The organism is Arthrobacter antibioticus, assembly GCF_030063205.1.
Taxonomy (GTDB): Bacteria; Actinomycetota; Actinomycetes; order Actinomycetales; family Micrococcaceae; genus Specibacter.
In genome coordinates this window covers 166,121-189,428 of record NZ_JASISQ010000005.1, presented here as the reverse complement: position 1 = coordinate 189,428, position 23,308 = coordinate 166,121, and the positions used below count along the sequence as shown (strand labels likewise).

The 23,308-nt window shown below is 59.1% G+C and carries 22 protein-coding genes, 1 tRNA gene, 1 pseudogene and 1 riboswitch; of the genes and pseudogenes, 16 read left to right on the top strand and 8 right to left on the bottom strand.

Annotation, left to right across the window (positions count from 1 at the left end):
• Positions 1-68: 68 nt before the first annotated feature.
• The 8 genes from QMG40_RS12450 to QMG40_RS12415 all read left to right on the top strand — a co-directional run bounded on the left by QMG40_RS12450 (position 69) and on the right by QMG40_RS12415 (position 9,674).
• Positions 69-1,025 carry an ABC transporter permease gene (locus QMG40_RS12450; RefSeq protein ID WP_283531373.1) on the top strand — a complete coding sequence of 319 codons (957 nt, stop codon included), beginning with the start codon at positions 69-71 and terminating at the stop codon, positions 1,023-1,025.
• 3 nt (positions 1,026-1,028) lie between these two features.
• Positions 1,029-3,068: a dipeptide/oligopeptide/nickel ABC transporter permease/ATP-binding protein gene (locus QMG40_RS12445; protein ID WP_283531372.1), complete on the top strand. Its 2,040-nt coding sequence runs from the start codon at positions 1,029-1,031 to the stop codon at positions 3,066-3,068.
• Positions 3,065-3,892, top strand: a complete 828-nt coding sequence (locus QMG40_RS12440; RefSeq protein ID WP_283531371.1) for an ATP-binding cassette domain-containing protein — start codon at positions 3,065-3,067, stop codon at positions 3,890-3,892. Before QMG40_RS12445 ends, QMG40_RS12440 begins: the two co-directional genes overlap by 4 nt.
• Positions 3,893-3,929: 37 nt before the next feature.
• The gene (locus QMG40_RS12435; RefSeq protein WP_283531370.1) at positions 3,930-4,859 is read left to right on the top strand and encodes a dihydrodipicolinate synthase family protein; all 930 of its coding nucleotides are present in this window, start codon (positions 3,930-3,932) and stop codon (positions 4,857-4,859) included.
• 124 nt (positions 4,860-4,983) lie between these two features.
• A complete protein-coding gene (locus QMG40_RS12430; RefSeq protein WP_283531369.1) occupies positions 4,984-5,916 on the top strand; it encodes an ROK family protein in 933 nt (310 codons plus the stop codon).
• 28 nt (positions 5,917-5,944) lie between these two features.
• Positions 5,945-6,631 carry an N-acetylmannosamine-6-phosphate 2-epimerase gene (locus QMG40_RS12425; RefSeq protein ID WP_283531368.1) on the top strand — a complete coding sequence of 229 codons (687 nt, stop codon included), beginning with the start codon at positions 5,945-5,947 and terminating at the stop codon, positions 6,629-6,631.
• A 185-nt stretch (positions 6,632-6,816) separates the two neighbouring features.
• Positions 6,817-7,641, top strand: a complete 825-nt coding sequence (locus tag QMG40_RS12420) for an ABC transporter ATP-binding protein (RefSeq protein WP_283531367.1) — start codon at positions 6,817-6,819, stop codon at positions 7,639-7,641.
• The gene (locus QMG40_RS12415) at positions 7,638-9,674 is read left to right on the top strand and encodes a YhgE/Pip family protein (protein WP_283531366.1); all 2,037 of its coding nucleotides are present in this window, start codon (positions 7,638-7,640) and stop codon (positions 9,672-9,674) included. The genes QMG40_RS12420 and QMG40_RS12415 overlap by 4 nt, the downstream gene beginning before the upstream one ends.
• Before the next feature lie 21 nt (positions 9,675-9,695).
• Here the strand turns inward: QMG40_RS12415 and QMG40_RS12410 are convergent, their stop codons facing one another.
• From QMG40_RS12410 to QMG40_RS12395, 4 genes are all read right to left on the bottom strand, one after another.
• Positions 9,696-10,217 (bottom strand): SixA phosphatase family protein, encoded by a 522-nt coding sequence (locus QMG40_RS12410; protein WP_283531365.1) that lies wholly within the window; start codon positions 10,215-10,217, stop codon positions 9,696-9,698.
• A 102-nt stretch (positions 10,218-10,319) separates the two neighbouring features.
• Positions 10,320-11,168 (bottom strand): winged helix-turn-helix domain-containing protein, encoded by an 849-nt coding sequence (locus QMG40_RS12405; protein WP_283531446.1) that lies wholly within the window; start codon positions 11,166-11,168, stop codon positions 10,320-10,322.
• A 665-nt stretch (positions 11,169-11,833) separates the two neighbouring features.
• The gene (locus tag QMG40_RS12400; protein WP_283531364.1) at positions 11,834-13,108 is read right to left on the bottom strand and encodes an MFS transporter; all 1,275 of its coding nucleotides are present in this window, start codon (positions 13,106-13,108) and stop codon (positions 11,834-11,836) included.
• Entirely contained in the window at positions 13,109-13,639 is a 531-nt protein-coding gene (locus tag QMG40_RS12395) for a MarR family winged helix-turn-helix transcriptional regulator (protein WP_349361621.1), read from the bottom strand.
• Positions 13,640-13,841: 202 nt separating this feature from the next.
• Positions 13,842-14,041, top strand: a riboswitch (cyclic di-AMP (ydaO/yuaA leader).
• A gap of 3 nt (positions 14,042-14,044) precedes the next feature.
• Between QMG40_RS12395 and QMG40_RS12390 the strand changes: the two genes are divergently transcribed.
• Positions 14,045-14,755, top strand: a complete 711-nt coding sequence (locus QMG40_RS12390) for an aggregation-promoting factor C-terminal-like domain-containing protein (protein ID WP_283531363.1) — start codon at positions 14,045-14,047, stop codon at positions 14,753-14,755.
• A gap of 119 nt (positions 14,756-14,874) precedes the next feature.
• Here the strand turns inward: QMG40_RS12390 and upp are convergent, their stop codons facing one another.
• Positions 14,875-15,513 carry a uracil phosphoribosyltransferase gene (upp, locus tag QMG40_RS12385; protein ID WP_283531362.1) on the bottom strand — a complete coding sequence of 213 codons (639 nt, stop codon included), beginning with the start codon at positions 15,511-15,513 and terminating at the stop codon, positions 14,875-14,877.
• A 55-nt stretch (positions 15,514-15,568) separates the two neighbouring features.
• Here upp and tadA point away from each other — a divergent pair, with 55 nt between their 5' ends.
• Positions 15,569-16,030 carry a tRNA adenosine(34) deaminase TadA gene (gene tadA, locus QMG40_RS12380; RefSeq protein ID WP_459253004.1) on the top strand — a complete coding sequence of 154 codons (462 nt, stop codon included), beginning with the start codon at positions 15,569-15,571 and terminating at the stop codon, positions 16,028-16,030.
• 394 nt (positions 16,031-16,424) lie between these two features.
• Here the strand turns inward: tadA and QMG40_RS12375 are convergent, their stop codons facing one another.
• Positions 16,425-16,634, bottom strand: coding sequence for a hypothetical protein (locus tag QMG40_RS12375; RefSeq protein WP_283531360.1), 210 nt, complete (start codon positions 16,632-16,634; stop codon positions 16,425-16,427).
• A pseudogene (locus QMG40_RS12370) lies at positions 16,615-17,593 on the bottom strand (DNA glycosylase AlkZ-like family protein). Before QMG40_RS12370 ends, QMG40_RS12375 begins: the two are co-directional and overlap by 20 nt.
• 81 nt (positions 17,594-17,674) lie before the next feature.
• Between QMG40_RS12370 and QMG40_RS12365 the strand changes: the two are divergent.
• From QMG40_RS12365 to QMG40_RS12340, 6 genes are all read left to right on the top strand, one after another.
• Positions 17,675-17,764, top strand: a tRNA-Ser gene (locus QMG40_RS12365).
• A 211-nt stretch (positions 17,765-17,975) separates the two neighbouring features.
• Complete coding sequence (locus QMG40_RS12360) at positions 17,976-18,701, top strand: response regulator transcription factor (protein ID WP_283531359.1); 726 nt, start codon at positions 17,976-17,978, stop codon at positions 18,699-18,701.
• Positions 18,692-20,233: a sensor histidine kinase gene (locus QMG40_RS12355; RefSeq protein WP_283531358.1), complete on the top strand. Its 1,542-nt coding sequence runs from the start codon at positions 18,692-18,694 to the stop codon at positions 20,231-20,233. The genes QMG40_RS12360 and QMG40_RS12355 overlap by 10 nt, the downstream gene beginning before the upstream one ends.
• A gap of 27 nt (positions 20,234-20,260) precedes the next feature.
• Positions 20,261-20,962, top strand: coding sequence for a hypothetical protein (locus QMG40_RS12350; RefSeq protein WP_283531357.1), 702 nt, complete (start codon positions 20,261-20,263; stop codon positions 20,960-20,962).
• A 33-nt stretch (positions 20,963-20,995) separates the two neighbouring features.
• Complete coding sequence (locus tag QMG40_RS12345) at positions 20,996-21,691, top strand: YcnI family copper-binding membrane protein (protein ID WP_283531356.1); 696 nt, start codon at positions 20,996-20,998, stop codon at positions 21,689-21,691.
• A gap of 211 nt (positions 21,692-21,902) precedes the next feature.
• On the top strand, positions 21,903-22,583 hold the full coding sequence (locus QMG40_RS12340) for a DUF4232 domain-containing protein (protein ID WP_283531355.1): 681 nt from the start codon (positions 21,903-21,905) through the stop codon (positions 22,581-22,583).
• A 35-nt stretch (positions 22,584-22,618) separates the two neighbouring features.
• On the opposite strand, the gene QMG40_RS12335 is transcribed toward QMG40_RS12340, so the two are convergent.
• On the bottom strand, positions 22,619-23,188 hold the full coding sequence (locus QMG40_RS12335) for a hypothetical protein (RefSeq protein WP_283531354.1): 570 nt from the start codon (positions 23,186-23,188) through the stop codon (positions 22,619-22,621).
• Between the last annotated feature and the right edge of the window lie 120 nt (positions 23,189-23,308).

The window sequence follows — 23,308 nt, the reverse complement described above, 5'->3', positions numbered from 1 at the left end:
ATCTTTCCTATGATGCAGCGCACAGTATCCATCCCTGAGGTGCCGCAAATAGAACCGGAGTAAGTACATTGGCAAACTTTTTGCGACTGCTGGGACGCCGGCTCGCAGCACTTCCGTTGATGATTCTGGGTGTCACCCTGCTCGTCTTCGTAGTGCTGCAGTTCGCTCCCGGTGACCGTGCCGTTGCAGCCTTGGGCGAAGGCGCCTCACAAGAGGCCCTGGCGCAGTACCGCGAGGTCAACGGATACAACGAACCCCTCTTCATTCAATACTTTCGCTACCTGGGCAAGCTCATCACGGGCGACTTTGGCAGCACCCTCCCCCCGGCGAAGCCCATCACTGAGGTTATTGCCAGCGCATTCCCCGTGACATTGCAGCTAACCTTCCTCGGTGTTTTGATTGCAATCGTCATTTCCTTGGTCTTTGGCGTTCTGGCCGCACTGTACCGCGACACCTGGGTTGACCAGATCATCCGCGTTTTCTCAGTGGCCGCCATCGCCACTCCCTCTTTTTGGTTGGGTATCCTGCTCATCCAGTGGTTTGCTCTTGGCAGCAACGCCTGGTTCCCCTCCGGTGGATTGGCTGACCCTTCCGAAGGTTTCATGGGCTGGCTGAAATCCATGTCACTGCCGGCATTGGCATTGGCTATCCCCGTTTCAGCATCCCTGATCCGTGTGGTCCGCACCTCCATGGTGGAGGAACTGGACCGTGATTACGTGCGCACCGCCATCGGCAACGGCGTCCCTTACACAACAGTCGTTTCCAAAAATGTGCTGCGCAACGCACTTGTCACCCCGGTGACCGTGCTGGGTCTGCGCATCGGCTACCTGCTCGGCGGCGCCGTCGTCATTGAAATGATCTTCTCCCTGCCCGGCATGGGGCAGCAGATCCTCAACGGCATCACCAGTGTGGACACCAACCTGGTCCAAGGCGTGGTCCTTGTGATCGCTGTGACGTTCGTCCTTGTGAACATCATGGTGGATCTTCTCTACCTGCTCATCAACCCCAGAATCAGGACGGTCTAAGCCATGCGTAGCAAACTTGCGGAACGGCTCAGCGCCCCTGGCCTGCGTTTCAAGGCCCTGACGCTGGGCTCCAAACTGGCCCTGCTTTTCTTAATCTTCATTGTTATTGTGGCCATTCTTGCCCCTTGGATCGCCCCCCATGATCCGCTGGAAACAGGCGATCCCGCTCAGGCTCCCAGCGGCATCCACTGGTTCGGCACCGACCGCATTGGCCGGGACGTTTTCTCCCGCCTGATGTTCGGCGCCCAAGCCTCCTTGATGATCGGTCTGGGCGCAGTTGCCCTGGCCATCATTGTTGGTGCAACCCTTGGTTCCTTGGCGGCCACTTCCTCTAAAACCGTCAATGAGATCATCATGCGCGTCATGGACGTGCTGATGGCCTTCCCAGGAATCGCACTGGCGGCCGTACTACTGACAGCTTTTGGCAACTCGGTACCAACAATTATCATTGCCATCGCCATCATTTACACCCCGCAGATTGCCCGTGTGGTCCGCGCCAACGTCCTTGCGCAGTATGGCGAGGATTACGTGCGTGCAGAGCGTGTCATTGGTGCCGGTCGCACACACATCATGCTCAAGCACATTGTGCGCAACACGGCGGCTCCCGTGCTGGTCTTCGCTACAGTCATGGTGGCTGACGCGATCATTTTGGAAGCCTCCCTGTCCTTCTTGGGCGCCGGTATTCAGGACCCCGATCCCTCCTGGGGCAACGTCATCTCCTACGGGCGTAACCTAGTGCTTTCGGGCGGATGGTGGGCAACCACCTTTGCCGGCCTGGTGATCCTGCTGACGGTGCTGGCCTTGAATATTCTGGCCGAAGGCCTCACTGATGCCATGGTCAACCCGCGTATCAAGAAGGCTGCTCCGGTGAAGGACGACGACGGTTCGGCAGCCGCCGCTGTTGCCTTGGCTAAGGCCGATGCCACAGCCCGTGCTGCGATCGAGGACCCGTTTGCTGCGCTGGATAAGGAGCTGCGCCAACTCCAAGCCGTGGAGATTTCACGCTCGGATCGCCTCCCGCAGGTAGGCCCGGAAGCACGCGTGATCCTGGAAGTGAAGAACCTCTCCATCCGCTTCCCCGGCCGCTATGACGCTACCGCCATTGTGGAGAACGTCTCGTTCACTGTCCGTGAAGGAGAAACGATGGGCTTGGTCGGTGAATCGGGGTGTGGCAAGTCCATCACCTCCCTGGCCGTCATGGGCTTGTTGCCCAAGACTGCCGAGGTTACCGGTTCCATCACATTCGATGGTTTGGAACTTCTGGATCCAGTCACCAAGGCGGCCTCCAACAAAGCCTATGAAGGTCTGCGTGGCGAACAAATCGCCATGGTTTACCAGGATGCGCTGAGCTCCCTGAACCCGTCGATGCTGATCAAGGACCAGATGTTACAGCTCACCCGCCGCAACGGTCGCAAGACTCCTGCGGAGTTGCTTGAAATGGTCAAGCTGGATCCGGTACGTACGCTCAGGAGCTACCCGCACGAACTTTCCGGCGGCCAGCGTCAGCGCGTATTGATCGCGATGGCTTTGTCCCGCTCACCGAAGATTGTGGTTGCCGATGAGCCCACCACAGCCTTGGACGTCACAGTGCAAAAACAGGTTGTTGATCTGCTCAACGAACTGCGCGAACAGCTTGGTTTCGCCATGGTCTTTGTCAGCCACGATCTGGCCTTGGTGGCCTCCTTGGCACACAAGATCACCGTCATGTACGCCGGCCAGGTGGTGGAATCCGCGCAGGCTTCTGAACTGCTGGCACATCCCACCCACGAATACACTCGTGGCCTCCTGGGCGCGGTACTCTCCATCGAGTCCGACGCCGTCCGCCTGCACCAGATCCCCGGCACAGTTCCCTCACCTCGTGAGTTCGCTACCGGGGACCGGTTTGCCGGCCGTTCCCAGCGCCCAGACGCTGATCCGTCCCAGAAGTTGGCTTTTGTTCCCATCACCCGTGACGGTGTGACAACTGACCATTTTTGGGCCAGCCACAAGCACGAAGATGCCCGGAGCGTTTCCGCCGGGGCAGAAACGGAAGGTGCCTCATGAGCAAGCACACAACAGGGGAAGCCATCGGGGCACACGCTCCAGTGATTGAGCTCAAGGACTTGCACGTCCACCACCGGACCCGTTCCGGCGGGCTGTTCCACCCTAGCTATGTCAGGGCCGTTGATGGTGTGGACTTCAGCATCAGCCGTGGTGAAACTGTGGGTATTGTGGGCGAGTCCGGTTGCGGGAAGTCAACTCTTGCATCGGTGCTGGTTGGCTTGCAGCCTCCCACATCCGGGCAGGTGTTGTTCCGCGGAAAGCCTGCCATTAAACGCAATGCAGCCATGCGCAAGGATTTTGGTCGTTCCGTGTCCGTGGTCTTCCAAGACCCATCCACAGCACTGAACCCACGCATGACCATCCAGGATATTCTTCTTGATCCGCTGGCTGTTCACGGTATTGGCAATGGTGCATCGCGCCTGGCCAAAATCCGTGAGCTGTTATCGCTGGTGGGCTTGCCGCAATCGGCAGCCGAGGTCACGCCGTCGCAGGTTTCCGGCGGCCAGCGCCAGCGCGTAGCGATCGCTCGCGCACTGGCACTGGGTCCGGACATCATCGTGGCCGATGAACCCACTTCTGCGCTGGATGTTTCCGTCCGCGCCCAGGTATTGAATCTGCTCTCGGATCTGAAGAAGGAACTGAACCTGGGCATGGTTTTCATTAGCCATGACATCCAGACGGTCCGCTACGTCTCAGACCGTATCTGCGTCATGTACTTCGGCAAGATCGTGGAGCAAGGCGCAGCTGAGCAGATTTTCGATCATCCCACCAACGATTACACGAAGAAGCTTCTCGGCGCTGCGCCGTCACTTCTGCACATCTAATTTTCCCTATAATCAATACAATTTTGGAGCAATTCACGTGACTACCGTCGCAACCCGTTTCCAGGGTGTCATCCCGCCCGTCTGCACCCCCCGCACAGCTGATGGCGCCATTGACGTCCCCTCGCTAGAGAACCTCACCCGTCACCTGCTCGACGGCGGCGTATCCGGTCTGTTTGTCAACGGTTCTTCCGGGGAGGTCACCCACATGACCAACACCGAACGCGATACTGTTTTGACCACTATTGCCGGCGTTAACGCCGGTCAAGTACCGCTGTTGGTGGGCGCCGTGGAGCAGACAACCAACCGTGTCATTGAAGAAAGCGCTCGTATGGTTTCTTTGGGTGCCGATGGCCTCGTGGCAACCAGCCAGTACTACGCCATCAGCAATGCTGAAGAGAACGGCCGCCACTTCCGTGCGATCGCCGCCAGTGTTGACGTCCCCGTTTTCGCCTACGACGTCCCTGTGCGCACACACTTCAAGATGCCCACTGACCTCCTCGTTGAGCTGGGACGCGAAGGTGTCATTGCTGGTGTCAAGGACTCCTCAGGTGACGATGTTTCCTTCCGCCAGCTGCTCATCGCTGCCCGCGACATCCCCAACTTTGACATCTTCACCGGCCACGAAGTTGTTGTTGATGGTGCGCTGCTGGGTGGGGCACAGGGCATTGTGCCGGGCTTGGGTAACGTGGCACCCGCCGCTTACCGCCGCCTGTACGATCTCAGCGTTGCTGGCGACTGGGCCGGTGTTGCTGCGCAGCAGGACAGCATCGCGGATATCTTCAACATTGTCTACACTCCAAAGGCTGGCCGCGTTTCCGGAAACGCTGCAGGTTTGGGCGCATTCAAGACTGCGCTGATGCTGATGGGTGTTATCAAAACCAACGTCATGAGCGCCCCCATGCTCTCCCTGGACGAGGACGAGACGGCCGCGATCAAGGTTATCCTTGAGCGCACCGGCTTGATCTAGTCCCCACCCGCTCCCCAACCTCGTACCTCGGGTGTGAGCCCCTCGCGGGTGTGAGCCCCTCGCGAGCGTGGGCCCAACCAGGTTGGGGAGCGTTCGTTTTTGGCTAAAATTTGAAGGAATATGCATGCGGTACGTAATTGGCGTTGACCTGGGCGGGACCAAAACGGCAGCCGGGGTGGTTGGCGAGGACGGCTCGGTGCTATTCACCGATCAGATCCCCACTCTCAATCGCCAGGGCGGCACAGCCATTCTTGATTCCACCGCACTGTTGGTCCGTTCCCTTGTAGTCCGGGCCACCGCCGCCGGAATCAGCATCGATGCTGTGGGTGTTGGCTCAGCCGGCGTCATCAACGCCACCAAAGGCACCGTCATTTCAGCCACCGATGCCATTGCAGGCTGGGCAGGTACTGCCATCACTGCCGGTCTGACCGAACGGTTGGGACTGCCTTGCGCCGTTGTCAATGATGTCCACGCCCACGCACTGGGCGAGGCTCTGTATGGCGCCGGATCTGGGGAACCCACAGCTTTAATAGTGGCGTTTGGCACGGGTGTGGGCGGCAGCTTTGTGGTGAATGGACAGCCTTTGCTGGGTCATCATTTTGTTGGCGGTCACATGGGCCACTTTGCCTCGCCGCTGGCCGTCCATAACGGCATCGAGCTGCCATGTTCCTGCGGCCATCGTGGCCATGTGGAGGCGATCGCTTCCGGGCCTGCCATCCACAGCGCTTACCTGCGTGCAGGTGGCAGCACGGAACTGAAAGACACAAAAGCGGTGTTTGTCTGCGCCCGGGCCGGTGACGAACTTGCCTTGCAGGTCATCGCCGTGGCCGCCACTGCCGCCGGTCAAGCGGTTGGTGGTTTGATTAACATCCTTGACCCTGCCACCGTGGTGATCTCTGGTGGTCTAGCCGATGCGGGCGATCTTTGGTGGCAGGGCATGGAGTGCGCCCTGCGTGCGGAATTACTCGCTCCCCTGGCTCACGTTTCGGTGCGCAAAGCATCCCTGGGCACTGCAGGGGCAATTATCGGCGCAGCTTCTCTTGTTCTCACCCGTTAGATAGTTCCATCCATTCACAGGAGTCACAGTGACGCTTAAATTAACCGATCTTTCTGGGCTCGCCGGGCAGCTTGTTGTTTCTGCACAGGCCTACCCCGGCGAACCCATGCGTGACCCACGCACCATGGCCCAGGTGGCGGCGTCGGCGGTTACCGGCGGAGCGGCCGCTATCCGGGTCCAGGGTATTGCGGACATCCAGTTTGCCCGCGCAGCCGTTGAGGTTCCCATCATTGGGTTGTGGAAGGACGGCCATGAGGGCGTTTTTATCACCCCAACGCTGCGCCACGCCCTGGCCTGTGCCAATGCAGGGGCCCACATCGTTGCCATTGATGGCACCCGCCGTCCGCGTCCGGATGGGCTCACCTTGGCAGAGACTATCGCCGGGATCCACGCCGATTCCAACGCCCTGGTCATGGCCGATTGTGGTTCTTTTGATGACGTTGTTGCGGCTGTCGAGTCCGGAGCTGACCTGATCGGCACCACATTGGCGGGTTATTCCGGCGAACGTGCCAAGACGGATGGCCCGGACCTCGAACTCATCGCTGCTATTGCCGCCGCACAGCTGGGCAGGCCCCTGATCGCTGAGGGCCGCATCCACTCGCCCGCCCAAGCCCGCGCAGCTATGGATGCTGGCGCATTCGCGGTGGTTGTTGGTACTGCCATCACGCACCCCACAACCATCACCAGCTGGTTCAAGGCGGCGTTGGAACACTAGACTCTCACTTCCTAGGCCCCTTCTGACGTCCTGTTCGACGGCGGAGGGGGCCTTTGCTCGCTCCCTTGAGGTGCCGCTGTGGTTGATCCCATGGCAGAGTAAGGGAGAACAGATCCGTACTTTGCGCGGACGGTTTGGTGCTGATATTTTTGTCACTCTCACCTCGCTGCCAAAGGAACTTTCGCATGCTCACTACCAAGAAGTTACACATCAACGGCAGAAGGCACGTACTACTTCCGGCCACAACCTTGGAAGCACATCGGGGTGAGGTCTTGCTGGTCCAGGCTGACGGGCCGGAGAGGCGCACAGCACTGGCTCTGGCGTTAACGGGGCGGATGAAGCCCACCACCGGATCTGTGGTTCTGGGCCACGACGGTTCCTTGGCCGCTCTGCGCCGTCGCAGCGCCATCGTGGACGCACCAGATATCAACGCACCCGAACATCACCTCACCGTCCGGTCCCTGGCAGCCGAGGATTTGGCGCTAGTGCCGCTGAAATTCCGTGACCGAACCCGTCCAACAGAGTGGCTGGTGAAAAACGGCTTCCGGGATATTTCAAAAATGTGGGTTGAAGAAGTTCACTCGGTCCGTTTGCTGCACCTGCAACTTGAATTGGCGTTGGCCAATCGTGAGGTGGACCTGATGGTGGTGGACTCCCCTGACCGCCACACAGCGGAAGCCGAAAATTGGTTGCCCCTCTTGGAACGGCTGGCTGCGGGATCGCTGGGCCCCCACACAGTCAATGATGAAGGCGATAATCCTCGCCCATTGATTGTAGTGGCCGTAGTGAGCCGCATCCCGGCGGAATGGTGCGGGGCCACGGAAGTTGCCGGAAATGCCCTGGCCCCTCCACCCCCGCCCGAGGACAACCCCATAGCGGAGAACAACACAGCGGTGGAGGACAGCCCCGCGGTGGAGGACAGCCCCGTAGCGGAAGCGAGCCCAGCACCAGCACAGTTACAAACAGCACCCGTTGGAGAAGAATTCAAGGAAGAGGATGGGGAAAAATGACAGTCTTCCGATTGGCACTATCCGAACTCAAGCGCATGACCGGTGGAATCCTGCCAAAGCTCACCATTGTGGCAATGGTGATGGTTCCGCTTCTCTACGGTGCCGTGTATCTCTATGCGAATTGGGACCCGTACGGCAACCTCGACCAACTCAAGGCCGCCGTCGTGGTTCAGGATGAGGGAGCCGTCAGCAAGGATGGCAAGGAACTCCATGTTGGCCAAGACGTGGCGAAGAACTTAGTTGAGGGTCATAAATTCAACTGGCAGCTTGTTTCTAGCCCACAGGAAGCCAATGACGGGGTGAAGAGTGGGGAGTTTGCGTTTGCTTTGACAATTCCACAGGACTTTTCAGCCAACCTCGTGTCTCCGGAGAACTTTGATTCGGCCACTCAGGCCATCATGAGTGTGACCACCAATGATGCCAATAATTACCTGCTGACATCCATCGTGGACAAGGTAGCCACGCAGGTTCATGCCTCAGTTGCGCAGCAGGTGGGCGAACAGACCGCCAATTCATTGCTGACCGGTTATGGCACCATCCATTCTCAGCTGGTAAAGGCTGCAGATGGCGCCCAACAGCTGGCCGAGGGCGCCGCCACGTTGGACAAGGCAGTGGCCACGCTTAAAACTGGCACCGCAGAGCTACTCGCCGGCGCCAACGGCTTAGTAGCCGGGCAGAAAAAGCTGGTGGCTGGCACTACGGAACTTCAGACCGGGGCCGCAGCCCTGGATAAAGGGCTTGGGGAACTAGAAACTAAAACCTCAAACCTGCCGGCAGATACACAGAAGCTATCCGCCGGCGCAGCGGCCGTTTCCGAGGGGAACACAGCATTAAACACTAAAGTGCAAAGTGCCATCGGAACAGCGGAAAAGCTCGATGACGCCGCCACCGCGGCCATCAATGACAAGCTCGCTCAGGCAGTCGCCGACGGTGTGCTCACCAAGGAACAGGCAGCGAAGCTCCGTACTGCCCTGGAATCCTCCGCCACGAGCACCTCGGTCACGGATCTGAAAAAGCAACTCACGACCGATGCCGCCGACATCCAAAAATTGGCTGACGGTTCTTCGGCTGTTGCCGACGGGGCAGCGAAGTTGGCCGGGGCCACACCTGCCCTGTCCGCCGCCATTGGTCAGGCCCATGGCGGCGCGGGGAAGCTTTCCAGTGGTGCAACCACTTTGGCTCAAGGACAGCTCTCGGCCCAGGACGGCGCCGCGCAACTGGCTGCAGGGGCAAAAAAGCTTGACACAGGTGCAGAGGACCTGGCCGCCGGTTCCAGCAAACTGGCGGCAGGGGCATCGGAGTTATCCACCCAATTGCGAAACGGGGCCGGTTCGGTGCCGGATCCCAATGACAAGGAGAAGGAAAATGCGGCAGGGGTTATTACCGATCCCATCCGGGTTAACTCGGTTTCCCAAGCCCAAGCGGCCAACTACGGAGCCGGGCTTGCCCCGTTCTTCCTGGTTCTGGCCTTGTGGATTGGGGCGTTCATGTTGGTGCAGGTCATGCGGCCGCTAACGGTGCGGGCGTTGGCATCCAACGCCCCATCGTGGAAGATTGCCGTGGGCGGCTGGTTACCGTTTGCCACTGTCGCCACGGTGCAGGCGCTGCTGCTTTATGCCGTGGTGTACTTTGGTTTGGGCCTGGCGCCCAGTCATCCTTGGCTGACATTGGGGTTGTTACTGTTGGCGTCACTGGCATTTACAGCGCTGATTCAGGGCATTGTGGCGTTGTTGGGCACCCCAGGTAAATTTGTTGTGCTGATCCTGTTGGTGCTCCAGCTGGTCTCATCCGGGGGTACTTTCCCGTGGCAGACCACCCCCGAGCCACTGCACATCATGCATCAGATTCTGCCCATGGGTCACGTGGTGGAGGGGATGCGGCATCTGATTTACGGTGCGGAGCTGGCCCCTCTTGTGCCAATAACTCTGGGGCTGCTGGGCTACATGGCGCTCGGGTTCTTCTTTGCTTGGGCAGCAGTACATAAAAAGAAGACATGGACCTTGAAGACTCTCATGCCAGAAATCGAGGCCTGATCCAGCCCGGGCAATCCAGATCTACCGGGGCACCACAAAGTTTTTCAGCAGAGCGTCCTGCCCATCTAGGGTGGCCCAGTCCCCCGCCTGTTCAAAAACGGCGAAAGCGCTGGTGGGAAACCCGGAGGCCAGGTCCATGTACGCGTCCTGGTCTGATTCACGCGAAGCCAACCGCAGGGCCAGCGATTGGATACCTGGCATGTGGCTGATCACCATGAGAGTCTTCACGGTTTCCGGGACGTGGTTGATAACAGAGAGCATCTGCGTGGCTCCGGCAGCGTAAAGTCCGCTCTCCAACTTAGGCGTTGGGGCCTTATCGCCTAGTTGCTGGCATACCCACGTGCAGGTCTGTCTAGTGCGCAGAGCCGAGGAACACAGGATAAAATCCGGTTCCACCTCATGGTCAACGAGCCATTTACCCGCCAATGGTGCTTCAGTGTGGCCACGCTGTGCCAGTGGCCTGTCATGATCCTCCACACCGAGCGGGAATGCCGCCTTCGCATGGCGCATCAGGATCAGCCGTTTAATGTGGTGTTCGCTCATCCCCACAGTTTAGTGACTCTTAAGGAAGTACGACGACGGCCCTAGTCTGGGGAACCGCCGTCGTATCTCCAAAATCCCGCGGCGCAAGAGAGCGCCGGTACGCTAGATCGAGTATTCCGGGGCGGCCCAGACAACCACTTCGGGGTGCTCGTAGAAGCGGTAGCCTTCGCCTCGGACCGTGCGGACCGTGTTTGCCAGCCGTCCCAATTTGGAACGCAGTCGGCGGATGTGAACGTCAATGGTGCGCTCGTTGGGGACCTCGTCGGCGTTGCTCCACAGACCGCCGAGGAGCTCGTCGCGGCCTACTGTACGGGTCCCGTTTTCAACCAAATAGTTGAGCAATTCAAATTCTTTGAACGTCAAATTCAGTGTCTCGCCGTCAAGGTGGACTTCACGGCGAGCCAGGTCAATCAGCACTCCGGTGGGCCGTTGTTCGGCGGCGGGAATCCTGATTGCTTCTTGGCGTTGGCGGGAGGCCACAGTGGGGTCCCCGAATGTTGAACGCACAACATCCAGTGCGGTTCCAACAGCATCCGACGGCGCAATGGCCACCGCTGCGTAGCTCTGGGCTTGTGGGACAATGCTTTGGGCGTATGCGCGGATGTCTTGGGCAAGCTTGGCCAAGGACGTTCCGGCTGCTGCTGCCGTATCCTCGTCAACTCCCACGTAAAGAACGAATCCGCGGGCTACATTATCCGGGCTGACTCCGCGGAGTTTATCCGCACTTGCCCCTGCAATGACGGCGGTGGGCGCAGTCATGGGGTTGCTGTCCATCCCGGGAACAGCGTGGAGACGCGCCGGTGACGCGCTGGTCTCGGACCGGTAGCTGTTCGCATAACCGGGATGTTCTAGATTCGTGGGACGGGCCGTTGTGGCGGGTCCGGAATTGCGGGCTACCGCTTTAGCGGCATTTCGTACGGAGATGTGGACGTATCCGGATGCTACTGACATTGAACTACCTATGTGTAGGGCCGTACTCAACGGCGCGAATGCTTCCATTGGTTCTGAGGATCCAGAACCTTCGCTGCCCTGTCCTGAGGGCGGGCTCATGAGCCAAGACTGGTAACTGCCACTTTTTGCTGTATCTACATTGCTGTCTCTACGTTGCTGTCTAGATTGCGCGGCGTCCAGGGTGGTGGGTTAAGCCTGCATTCGACAACCACACAGAAACCGTCCTGTCGCTCCAAGGCGGAGCGTTGCAGCGGCTGCACAAGTCTCTGAATGGGTGTTCACACCTGCCAGTGTCCTACGTAACAAAGCAAACTTGCAAGTAACATAGGCCCTAAATGTCCATAATATGAGATGCCGAAGAGCATTGTGATGAACGCAACACTGTCGATTTCCTCTCATTCGAATGAAAAATAGCAACTTTTGACGAACATAAGTATGCGAAAAGTATATTTTCGTGTTTTAAATTCTGCAAAAACGCGTTTTATATTGGATGTGTTCAGCAGTGCGGAATGGTCCTTTTGGACTGGGTTCAGCAAGTTCCCCAAGATGTCCGGCAATCTGTCAAACTTTGCGGCGAATTATTCACCGCATAGTCAACAGTCGTTCACTTCATCACCCCCTACGCTCCTTAAGGGTGCCGCTGAGGGAGCGTCCGTTGTGGGCAATTAACGTGCCGAGCGGCGCAGACCGCGCACCATGAAGGACGGACGAAGCGCCTTGACCTGATCACGCAGCCGGATGCTGTTGCGCCTGTTCATCATGATCAAAGCGATAAGACCCGAAAGAACAGCAACCACTGCCGCCATACCTAGCGACCACCGGACTCCGAACTCTGTGGCAATCCAGCCCACTAGAGGGGCTCCAATGGGCGTCCCCCCTTGCAGCACCACCATGTACACGGCAAGGACTCGTCCGCGCATGACCGAATCCGTGCTTAGTTGAACAGTGGTGTTGCACGCATTCATAAACGTCAACGACGTCAATCCCACAAACACCAGAGCCACGGCATACAGGAAGAAGCTCGGCATGAGCGCTGACACACCCACAGTCACCCCGAAGGCCAGCGCGCCGCCCACAATGTAAAGCATCCGCATGGTCCTGCGCCGCGCAGCCAGCAGAGCCGCGGCAAGCGTCCCTACGGCCATCACGGACCCCAGTAGCCCATACTCCCCCGGCCCCAAGTCGAACACCGTGGTGGCCATCAGTGCATTGATGATCTGGAAGTTCATCCCGAACGTGCCCACCATAAACACCAGCACCATGATCATCATTAGATCGGGGCGTTGGCGAATATACGCCAGCCCCTCGCGAATCTGCCCTTTGGCGCGGGGTAGGCGGGTTGGCGGAACTAGTTCGTTGGTGCGCATTCTCCACAGCGAAAAAATCACTGCTACGAAGCTGGCACCATTAATCAGGAAGGCCGGGCCCGTCCCCACAAGGGCAATAACAAGTCCCGCTACGCCAGGGCCGGCAAGGCGGGCCAAGTTGAAGGAAGCGCTATTAAGTGCGACGGCGTTGGGCACGTCCTCTTTAGCGACCACCTCAGAAACGAATGCTTGCCGTGACGGTGCGTCAAAGGCGCTGGCCACACCCAGTAAGAGGGCCAGAACATACACGTGCCAGAGTTCCACGGTGTTCGTGACAACTAATATACCCAACAAAAAAGCACACACACCCATGCCTGTTTGGGTGATCAGCAGCAGCTTACGTTTGTTGACCCTGTCACCCAGCAGCCCCGCATAGGGGCCTAAAAAGACGATGGGAAGGAACTGAAGACCGGTTGTGATCCCTGCGGCAGTTCCAGAGTTATTGGTCAGAATCGTCAGCACCAACCAGTCCTGGGCCACGCGCTGCATCCACGTTCCAATGTTGGAAACAAGTGCACCCGTGACCCAGAGCCGGTAATTGAAAACTTTGAGCGCTCGAAACATCGAACTCATCTATGCGCTCATCTCCTGAAGAATCAGTGCCGCCTCATGCAATGTCTGTCGTTCCTGGGCGGTCAGGGCAGCTACTCGCTGAGCCAACCAGGCCGTCCGCTTGGAGCGTGCACGTAGCAAGGCCGTGGAACCTGAATCAGTGATCTTCACCAACACTTGCCGCTTGTCCAACGGATTTTCTTGTCGGCTCACAAATTCGGCCGCGGTTAACGCATTGACGATCCGCGTCATCGAAGGGGCCTGAATCTGCTCCGCAGCGGCAAGCTGTCCCACCGTCTGGGCGCCACCCATGACTGCGGCGAGAACCGAGTACTGTCCGGGGCTAATTTCCTCCGAGGCTGCCTCCGCCCGCAATCGCCTTGAGGTCCGCATGACGGCGACCCGCAGTTCGGCAGCCAGCGGCCCTGCACCGATGCCCCGCCATTCATATGGCGCGTACCCGGGCATCCCCGCTTCCCCCGAGATACTGGGCACATCAGCGCCCGGGGGCAAACTTTTTGTTGTCGATCTTGTTGTGATTGGTCCTGTCATTGATGTTCAACTGCCTAAAGAAAAGAGTAAGTAATACCTGCCTTAAGCATAGATCGTTAGCATTGCTAAGTAAATGACGAATTGCTCACCCTAATACAATGGTCGTTACCAAAATGTGACACTAGCGTCTCGTTTCCGTTACGCTCACTAAAGTGCCCGCCGAGCCGACTTTGGCTCTTGGCACTGATGGACGGTTCGCCGAGCTCTGCCGCCGCCCATTTCCCTCCACTAATCAATGGCAGAGACGGGGAACCCAATTTTTTCGGGCCCTTACCCATATGGCAGCCCTTGGGGTTAAGCCAGCGCGGTGCTAGCAGCATTGAAAATTTGCGTCTGGGCACTGCGCGGCCGGATTCTCTAGTCCGTTCCCGACAGCTCACCTCGCAGGCGTAGAGAGGCTCCAACATGTCTGCTGCACCGCAGCGCGGCCGTCGCCGCGCCGAATCAAAGCGCCCAGTTTCCGCGGTTTCCGCGGTGAGCGCCACAGCCAAATACATGGCTGCTGTGGCTGTTCTTGGCGCGGTCTTGGCCGGTGGCGCCGTCGCCCAACAAGTGGGAGCAGCAACGCCTGGTGGACAGAACCTGGCCGGTGTAGTTTCATCAGCAAGCAACTCCACGCCAGCACCATCGGTTTCTGCCCCGCTGGATGCAGCCATCAGTTTCTCAGACCTGAACATCAGCTCAAGCACTTCCGCAACTCCATCCGGAGCCGCGCTTAAGGCCCAAGCCAATGACGTTAAGACAGAGGCAACAGGGAAGGCGGAGAAGGAGCCGGCGGCCTCGCCAACAGCGGCTCCTGCCCCGGTGGATGACCCCGCAGCCGCCCAGTCTTACGCTTCAGGTCAGCTGGGCTCCTTCGGCTGGGGTGCCGATCAGATGAGCTGCCTGACCCAACTCTGGGAACGCGAATCAAGTTGGCTGACATCCGCGGAAAACGCTTCCAGTGGCGCCTACGGCATCGCACAGTCGTTGCCGGCAAATAAAATGGACAGCACCGGCAGCGACTGGGCCAGTAACTACCAAACCCAGATCCGTTGGGGACTTGGCTACATCCAAGCGCGCTACGGGTCCCCGTGTGCCGCATGGGGACACTCAAACGCAGTGGGCTGGTACTAGGCTTCAGTCGTTTCCAGACCCCCACACGAAAAAAGCCGCCGGTTGCGGTTTCGGCCACCGCGCGCGCGGTGGCCTAAACCGCAACCGGCGGCTTTTTTCATCCGGAGCAGGAATGTGGACTAATCCACGACTCCGTAGAGACGGTCACCGGCGTCGCCAAGACCGGGCACAATGTATGAATTTTCGTCAAGGCCTTCGTCAATCGAAGCCAAAACTACGTGGACGTTGTCGCGGCCGCCATGGGCGGCTTCCAACTTAGCCAGTCCTTCGGGTGCGGCGAGCAAGCAGATGCAGGTGATGTCCGCAGCTCCACGGTCAAAGAGGAACTTGAAGGCCTCGATCAGGGTGCCGCCGGTGGCCAACATCGGATCAAGAACGTAGACCTGACGACCGGTGAGGTCTTCGGGGAGGCGTTCGGCGTACGTGATGGCCTCGAGTGTTTCCTCATTGCGCGCCATGCCCAAGAAGCCCACTTCGGCTGTGGGCAGCAGGCGGGTCATGCCCTCAAGCATGCCAAGACCGGCACGCAGAATTGGTACAACAAGGGGCGTTGGCTTGGCCAAACCAATGCCAACTGTGGAGGTTACAGGCGTCTCAATATTGACCGGCTCCACCCGCACTCCCCGAGTGGCTTCGTAGGCCAGCAGGGTCACCAATTCCTCGGTGAGCTGACGAAAAACGGGTGACGGAGTGTTCTTGTCTCGAAGGACCGTCAACTTGTGGGCAATAAGCGGATGATCCGCAACCAGTACGCGCATGAATAAAAGCTACCATTGAGCCGTGCCCAACACAGCGAAACCTCACCCAATCGAGATATCCACCACGGCTTTGCATGCCCATTGGATGGACCTTGCCCTTGTCCAAGCACGGCTGGCTTTGAAGACAGCGGATGTGCCGATAGGTGCTGTCGTCTTGGGGCCCGACGGCGAGATCCTGGGTGTGGGGCGCAACGAACGTGAAGCACACGGGGACCCCACAGCACACGCCGAGGTGCTCGCAATCCGCGAAGCTGCGGCGAAATTGGGGTCGTGGCGGCTGGCCAATTGCACCTTGGTGGTCACCTTGGAGCCATGCGCCATGTGTGCTGGGGCGATTGTGTTGGCCAGGGTGCCCCGGGTGGTTTTTGGTGCCTGGGATGAAAAGGCTGGCGCAGCAGGATCCGTGTTCGACGTGTTACGCGAACGTCGCCTAAATCACTGGGTTGAAGTGTTCCCCGGGGTGCGTGAGGACGAGTGTGCAGCTCTGTTGAAGGACTTTTTCAGCGGACACCGATAGTTTCCCACCCGCTCATTCAGGGTGTCATCACACCAGTCCAGGTCATGCGGAACTGCCGAAACAAGCCAAGTGCCGGGGACGGCAGAATCCGGCACTTCAAAGCGATAAGTGAACCCGCCGGCGTCGTTCATGGGAACTTTACGGTCCAAAACCAAGTTCCCTACGCTGTCAAAAACCTCAACCTTCACCTGTGCACCTTCGCCGTATTGGGGATTACAGGTTGCATCATCCGCGGAGATGGTGACGGGATCGCCGGGGCTGGCCGTGTCCGTGCTCAGGGACAACGACGGTGGCATGCAGGGCTGCGAGTCACTTTGCCAAGGGTGGTCTGGTGAACACCCTGCCCCCAGCAAGAGGACGGCAGAGACCGTGAGAAACGCTATTAGTTTCTGCATCATGGGCAACCCTCTTCCACGGCGTTGAGCGCGTCAATCCGCTTTTGTCTGCTGGTGGGCGAGTCGAGGCTGAAGGAACGGAAATCGCCCAGATCTTCGCGAATGAACGCCTCAACCTCTTGGATTCTTCGCAGTACCACTTGTATAGGGGCGCCAAAGAGCCAGTGCTCAATGCGTTCCGTGCCTGGATCATACCTTGCCCGGATCATACTGCCATAGACCAATGATTCGCCCTCGGTCCACAATCGGATGATCGGTTAGGTCTGCCTGGAGGGCCAGTGTTGTGCGGAGCAGTTTCCGTCCGCGATCTTCTTGCGCAAAATTATCCGCTGCGTTGCGGCGCAGCAGGAACAATTCCTCGGTCCCTGCCAGCAGCTGGATTTGTTCCTGCTCCGGGACCGGCAAATCAGCTGCGGCGTCAACATCTGCGGCCACCATCCACAGACCATGTGCTTCCTCAGCGCCGGCGTCTGCGAGCGCAACCTTAGTCTGGGCAACGGTGAAGCCTGTGAACCACTGGGGCTGCTTCAAAGTTGCCCCACCGGTCCAGCCCAGATATTTTTTCAGCAGCTTGGCCCGGACTTGTTCCGGGGAGTCCTGCGTAGGCATAGCGCTGCTGGTCAAGCCGCCCGTTGACAGGGACCCGGCGGATTCGACCGTCGGCCTGTAACAGACCCAGCACTGTGGGCAGCGTTGTTGAGACGCCCTTCTTCTTACCCTGTTCACCCAAATTACGCACGGCTTCGCCGAGCTGCGCTTTGAGTTGCTGGGGCTCCAGCGGAACACCGGCGTTCTGTAGCAACCGGAGGGTTTGCGTCTCCAGCGCGTGGACTTCCGCGCGTGCGACGTCGAGCTTGTCCAAGACCTTCAGCGTCGCCTCTGCTGCCCCTTGGCCCAGCGTCAACGCCCAGGCAAAGTCCTGCGCACCCAGTACATAGGTACAGCCGCGCGCTGTGGGAAGTTCAAGAATGTTCAAGGCAGCGACGTCTGCATCCACGTGTTCGCGGCGGATGCCCGCGCGGGCGAACAGGCTCAGGTAGGGATTGGCCCCGCCCACGGACCGGGCCCACCCTGCGTGTGTAAGAACCGTCGCGGGACTACTTCCTGCAAGTGAACCGTCGAGGCCTTGTTTGCGCCAGCTCCAGGCACCCAGCGCTGCACTGTCCATAGGCCCATCTTGCACCATGTGCACCCACACCGGCAGTTCCATTTTTGTTGTTGGGCCATGTGCCGGTAAGGTTGACGCGTTGGTGACGTGTCCGAGCGGCCGAAGGTGCAACACTCGAAATGTTGTTTAGGTGAGAGCCTAACGTGGGTTCAAATCCCACCGTCACCGCCATTTGGCAAAACCCCTGCTTCCCTTTTTATAAGAGCAGCAGGGGTTTTGTTTTGCCTGAGGACAGGGTCATTGGCCGCTAACCCGTCATTGGCATAGGGGCAGCACCGCGGCGCTCCTATTTCCGACTCGCCAAGGAGAAACAGACCAGCAATACAGGGAACACTCGGGTACCACCCAGTGAACATCGGGTTGCGTGCCAGAGGATAGGGTCATGGAACTTTCAACTCCGCCCAAGCTCATCCGGGCCGATGGCGAACCTATCCGTGCCCTCGTTGTAGATGACGAACCCGAGCTGGCCGATCTCATGCGCCGCGGTCTGGAAATCACGGGCTGGGACGTGGCCACTGCACACGACGGCTTTGAGGCGCTGAAGATTGCCCGGGAATTTTTTCCCGACGTGCTGGTTCTTGATGTCATGATGCCCGGCATGGATGGGGTTGAACTGCTGAAAAGAATTCGCACCATCTACCCCGAGATACCGGCACTTTTCCTGACCGCAAAAGACGGAGTTGCCGATAAATTGACCGGTCTGGCGGCCGGTGGCGACGACTATGTCAGCAAGCCCTTCAGTATGAAAGAAGTTCTGCTCCGGCTACACAGGATTGTCCAACGATCCGGCATCACAGCCCCGCAATTCGCACTACTGACGGTGGGCGACTTGACCCTTAACAAGGACACTAAAGCTGTGCAACGTGCCGGCGTGGACATCGCCGTGACAACCACCGAATTTGAGCTGCTGAAGTTCCTGATGGAAAACCCACGCCATGTTCTAAGTAAGGCACGCATCCTTGACCGCGTGTGGAACTACGATTTTGGCGGCCAAAGCAACATTGTTGAGCTTTATATTTCCTACCTGCGCAAGAAGATCGACGTCAATCACGAACCCATGATCCACACTGTCAGGGGTTCCGGCTATGTGATCAAGCCATGTCCTTAGAAAACGCACCCACCAAGGCCAAATGGCTCCTCCAGCCTGCCTCCTGGCGCCTAAGTACCCGTCTAGTGGCTGTCATGATGGGACTGCTGACTGTCATTTGTGTTCTGGTTGGCATGGTCAGTTATGCAGCCCTGAGCATGACAGTAAACAGCCAGTTGGACTCCACCCTGACGCAGGCGGCCGTCCGCACAACCGCCTTTTATACAAGCTCAAGCACCAGCGGGGCACTGCCTGATCCGCTGAATGCCCGTGCCACCAGCGCCGGTCAGGTGAGCGCGGTCTTGAGCAACGGCGTCGTACATTATGCCGGAATTCTCTCCAGCTCAGGCACGCGGCAGCAGCTGACAAATGCCGACGCCAACATTCTCGCCGAGCTCTCAACCAACGGCGATTTCAGCAGCCGCACCCTGTCCATCGGGGAATACCGGCTGCAAGCCCAGGCAATCCCCAATGGCGACATCCTCATCACGGGCCTGCCTCTGGCCGCCACCGAGCAAACCCTGTCCACGCTGGTGCTCTCGATTGTGCTTGTGTCCGTGGCCGGGCTCATGGCGCTGGGGTGGGCTGGAACCGTCATCATCCGCCGCAACATGCGCCCACTGGGTCAGCTTTCGGAAACTGCCACGAAAATTTCAACGCTAAGGCTCGACGCCGGAGAGGTTGCCTTGGGCCCTAGGGTTCCCGATACGGCTGCCCACCCCGGCACTGAAGTGGGCAATGTGGGAAATGCGTTTAACGCCATGCTTGAGAATGTGTCCAACGCCTTGGAGGCACGGCAGCGCAGTGAAACGAAACTCCGGAGATTTGTGGCTGATGCCAGCCATGAATTACGCACACCGTTGACGGCAATCCGCGGCTATGCGGAGCTATTGTCAATGACCGAACCCCTCAGTGCGGAGGGACAAACAGCGTTGGGCCGGGTGCAGGACCAGTCGGTGCGAATGAGCCGTCTCGTGGAGGACCTGCTAACGCTTGCCCGGCTGGATGAGGCGCAACAGTCAACCAACGGTATGGGCACCCCCACAAAAACCATGGGCGTCCCCACCACTGTCAATTTGAGCCCCCTTGTCATGGAGGCCGTGCGTGACGTTCAAGTCTCCACCCCCAGCCACCACTGGAGCATTGCCGTGCCCAATGAGCCGATGGAAGTCATGGGCGGGGACACCGAACTGCGCCAGGTCCTGCTGAATCTGCTCTCCAACGCCGCCAAACACACTCCGCCAGGAACGGCCGTTCACACCTCTCTGTCCCGGGATCCGCACGGTTGCGCCCTGCTAGAGGTCAGTGATAACGGCCCCGGTATCGATCCGGCATTTCAAAAGATCATCTTTGACAGGTTTTCGCGGGCTGACAAGGCACGCACGGGCACAACGGGCAGCACCGGGTTGGGTTTGAGTATTGTGCAGGCCATTTTGCGCGCTCACCGCGGGACAGTGGAGGTTTCCAGCGTCCCTAATAACACGGTATTTACTGTGCGGCTCCCACCGATCACGCCCCCGGTGGTCAATCAAAGCTTTTCTTCTATAAGCTAGGACAGTTAGCCAATCGAAAGGAGCAGTGTGACGCACTCTCCTTTCAGATTGCTGCGAACCACTGTGGTGGGTGCCACCGTGTTCGGGTTAGCTGCTGGCGCTCATATCGTAGCCGGTGGCGCACTGCCAGGGCCGGCGGTCCTGGCCGCTATTTTGGCGCTGCATATCCTCTGCTCAACTGTGGCCACTAAATTTCGACTAACGCCCCTTGCCATGATTGCTTTGCTGGCCAGTAGCCAAATTGTCTTGCACCAGGGGTTTGAAACACTTTCCCACAGCTTCAAGCCGGGCACCGCTGCCGGAAGTGGCTCAGCTGAGTCGCACGCCATGAGCCACCATGGAATGTCTGCGCAGGAGCACGCGGCTGCCATGATGCCCCAGGCGCCACCGCTGAGTCCCCAGGGCCTCGAGCAGATCGGTCATGCAGGGGACATGTCCGGCTGGATGCTGGCCGCACACGTTGGCGCAACACTGGCTGCTGCCCTCATTCTTGCCTACGGCGAGACCGTCCTTTGGTCCCTCGCAAACTGGTTGCGACCGCTGTACCGGCGTGCCGACGTCGTCCTGGATTTACCCGTACAGACTGCGCGCCCAACTATTGTCCCGCGCATGCTGCCGCGCCTTCCCTGGCGAAACGTTCCCCCTGATACGCAACGCGGCCCGCCTGCGTCCGTGGCACTTTTCGCTTCCCACCCTTCGAGTTCATTGCGGGGTGGCCATCTCCTGTAAATTTGCGCTTCTGCGCGTTCGAAAGGTTTCACCATGCGTTTTTCCCGTACCCTCAAGTCCACCGTTGCCCTAGGCGCCACCGCCGGAATGATGATGCTCGGCTTGGGTGCCGCGTCCGCGCACGTCTCCGCCACCCCCTCCGAGACAGCGGCCGGGGCATACTCGCTGGTCACTTTCGCTGTAGGCCACGGTTGCGACGGCTCACCCACCACGGCAATCACCATCAGCCTGCCGGAGGAGCTCACCGATGCCACCCCCACCGTGAACCCCAACTGGACCATCAGTAAATCCATGCAAAAGTTGGACACCCCGATCACGTTGCCCAATGGCAGCAAGGTCAGCGAGCGCACCGGGTCCATCACCTACACGGCCAAGACCCCGTTGATAGACCACGAGCGCGACACCTTCACGCTGTCCCTAAAATTGCCCGAAACCGTTGGAACCACTCTGCATTTCCCCACCCTGCAGAAGTGCGAGAAAGGGCAGACCGACTGGAAGGAAATTCCTGCAGCGGGCGCCGATCATGACTCCGTGGATTCCCCTGCCCCGGAAGTGACCGTTACGGCAGCTGTTGCGGGCGATGGGCACGGCGTCCAGGCTGATGCGGCACAGATGACTGAAGCGAACGACGCCGGATCCTCCTGGCCGGCATGGCTAGGCTTGGGCGCCGGCCTGGCTGGGTTGATTCTGGGTGGCTTGGCATTCCTGCGTACCACCCGCAAGGCATAACCGTTTCCTGAGCGTGCGGGCCTGCGGGCCTGCGGGCCGCTTAGCTTTTAGCGTGCTTTGAACCGGCAACGCTCCCTCACTGCTGCTGCTGCTGCTGCTGCTGAAGGAGCGTTGCCGAAAACACAGCATGTAGTGAGCGAGCGTTGAGGTTGGGGGAGTTCTGACGGCGGGGTTAGTTGACTCAGGAAACAATGGGCGTAAAAGTGGACTCATGAATACTGCGCAGCGAACCCCGGCCAAACTACCCCGCCTAGGACAGATGTTCGCACTGGCGGCCATCGTAGGTCTGGGAGCATCGTTGGCCGCATGTTCCCCGCAGGAGTCCACGGCGCCCACCGCTGGCGCCAGCAGCTCAAGCAGCACCTCGGCCCCTTCGTCCTCTTCGTCCCCGCAGAGCCCAACATCGGCTGTGACCACGCCTAGCGCACTGCCAACCCCAACGTCAGCGGCCCCGACCCCACCGCCCAACGCTCAGGCCCTGTGCACAGCCGCATCCTTGAAAGGTGCGCTGGATGATTCCGGCGGCGGGGCAGCAGGCAGTATTTTCATGAAGCTGATAGTGACAAACAGCTCCACGACAAGCTGCATCCTCGATGGCTACCCGGGGGTCTCCATGGTCCCGGCGGGCACCATAGACTACGTCGGGGCTCCTGCGGAGCGTGATCCGGCGGCCCCCTCCAACGGTCCCATCACCTTGGCACCGGGACAAAGTTCAGCCGCGGTGCTGCGCTATACGCAGGCAGGCAACTACCAAAATTGTCAGAGGGTGCAGGCTGAGGCAATTCTTGTCTACCCACCCAGCGCCACGGATAGTTTAGAGATCCCACACCCATTGACAGCCTGCACCAATGCAGGCATCAAGCTCCTGAGAATCGGGGCGTTCCAGCCCTAGGTAGCAGACACAGGCTCACTATTGGGGCTGGCGTGTTACGGCTTCAGCGCCTCGTCGCGGTCAAACTCTTCAAAGGAGCCGATGAACCCGGGGTCGCTATCTTGGGCCTGTCGCCGCTGGCCGTGACGGAGCACATGTAACCTGTTGGCGGCGAGCACCAGCACCCCGGTGGTCAACAGGTGCATGGCCCCACCCCACACGTCGGCGTGAATCACTGCTGTCAGAAATCCGGCCAGGGTCACCGCGGCACCAACAGTCACAAGTAGACGCAGCCGCTCAAATTTGCCGTACACAATGAGAGCAGCTCCTACCACCAGCCACGGTCCGGCGCCGTTGAGGAACGGTATGAGAGCACTGAGAAGGATACCTGCGCCTGTGCCACCGGCCAGATAAAAGTAGTGGTTTCGTGGGGCAAGCCACCACGAGGGGTTTCGCCACAGCCAGAGGGCACTTAACCCGCCGACAACCAGGAATGCCACGACGAAAAAGCGCGCATCTGCACCATTGCCGCGTTCGGCCACCATGCTGATGGCACCACCTGCTAAGAAGACGAATGCCAAACCAAGCAGTGGCGCCCAGTTATTCCCAATGTGCCGTGTCTGCACTACCCCCGGCCCCCAAACGATCCCATGTTTCAGGAGAACCCTCCGGCCATATGTTCTCTACCGAATAGGCCTCGACAACCCTTGCCGCTCCTACCGATAGATTACCGCCTGATGCTGACA

What these genes read in the sequence shown, in the direction of transcription:
- QMG40_RS12445 (WP_283531372.1), top strand. Translation starts at nt 1,029, where the DNA reads ATGCGTAGCAAACTTGCGGAACGGCTCAGCGCCCCTGGCCTGCGTTTC.
- QMG40_RS12340 (WP_283531355.1), top strand. Translation starts at nt 21,903, where the DNA reads ATGAATACTGCGCAGCGAACCCCGGCCAAACTACCCCGCCTAGGACAG.
- QMG40_RS12430 (WP_283531369.1), top strand. Translation starts at nt 4,984, where the DNA reads ATGCGGTACGTAATTGGCGTTGACCTGGGCGGGACCAAAACGGCAGCC.
- QMG40_RS12405 (WP_283531446.1), bottom strand. Translation starts at nt 11,168, where the DNA reads ATGTCAGTAGCATCCGGATACGTCCACATCTCCGTACGAAATGCCGCT.
- QMG40_RS12410 (WP_283531365.1), bottom strand. Translation starts at nt 10,217, where the DNA reads ATGAGCGAACACCACATTAAACGGCTGATCCTGATGCGCCATGCGAAG.
- QMG40_RS12415 (WP_283531366.1), top strand. Translation starts at nt 7,638, where the DNA reads ATGACAGTCTTCCGATTGGCACTATCCGAACTCAAGCGCATGACCGGT.
- QMG40_RS12390 (WP_283531363.1), top strand. Translation starts at nt 14,045, where the DNA reads ATGTCTGCTGCACCGCAGCGCGGCCGTCGCCGCGCCGAATCAAAGCGC.
- upp (WP_283531362.1), bottom strand. Translation starts at nt 15,513, where the DNA reads ATGCGCGTACTGGTTGCGGATCATCCGCTTATTGCCCACAAGTTGACG.
- QMG40_RS12345 (WP_283531356.1), top strand. Translation starts at nt 20,996, where the DNA reads ATGCGTTTTTCCCGTACCCTCAAGTCCACCGTTGCCCTAGGCGCCACC.
- QMG40_RS12420 (WP_283531367.1), top strand. Translation starts at nt 6,817, where the DNA reads ATGCTCACTACCAAGAAGTTACACATCAACGGCAGAAGGCACGTACTA.
- QMG40_RS12440 (WP_283531371.1), top strand. Translation starts at nt 3,065, where the DNA reads ATGAGCAAGCACACAACAGGGGAAGCCATCGGGGCACACGCTCCAGTG.
- QMG40_RS12400 (WP_283531364.1), bottom strand. Translation starts at nt 13,108, where the DNA reads ATGAGTTCGATGTTTCGAGCGCTCAAAGTTTTCAATTACCGGCTCTGG.
- QMG40_RS12395 (WP_349361621.1), bottom strand. Translation starts at nt 13,639, where the DNA reads ATGACAGGACCAATCACAACAAGATCGACAACAAAAAGTTTGCCCCCG.
- QMG40_RS12355 (WP_283531358.1), top strand. Translation starts at nt 18,692, where the DNA reads ATGTCCTTAGAAAACGCACCCACCAAGGCCAAATGGCTCCTCCAGCCT.
- QMG40_RS12375 (WP_283531360.1), bottom strand. Translation starts at nt 16,634, where the DNA reads ATGATCCGGGCAAGGTATGATCCAGGCACGGAACGCATTGAGCACTGG.
- QMG40_RS12360 (WP_283531359.1), top strand. Translation starts at nt 17,976, where the DNA reads ATGGAACTTTCAACTCCGCCCAAGCTCATCCGGGCCGATGGCGAACCT.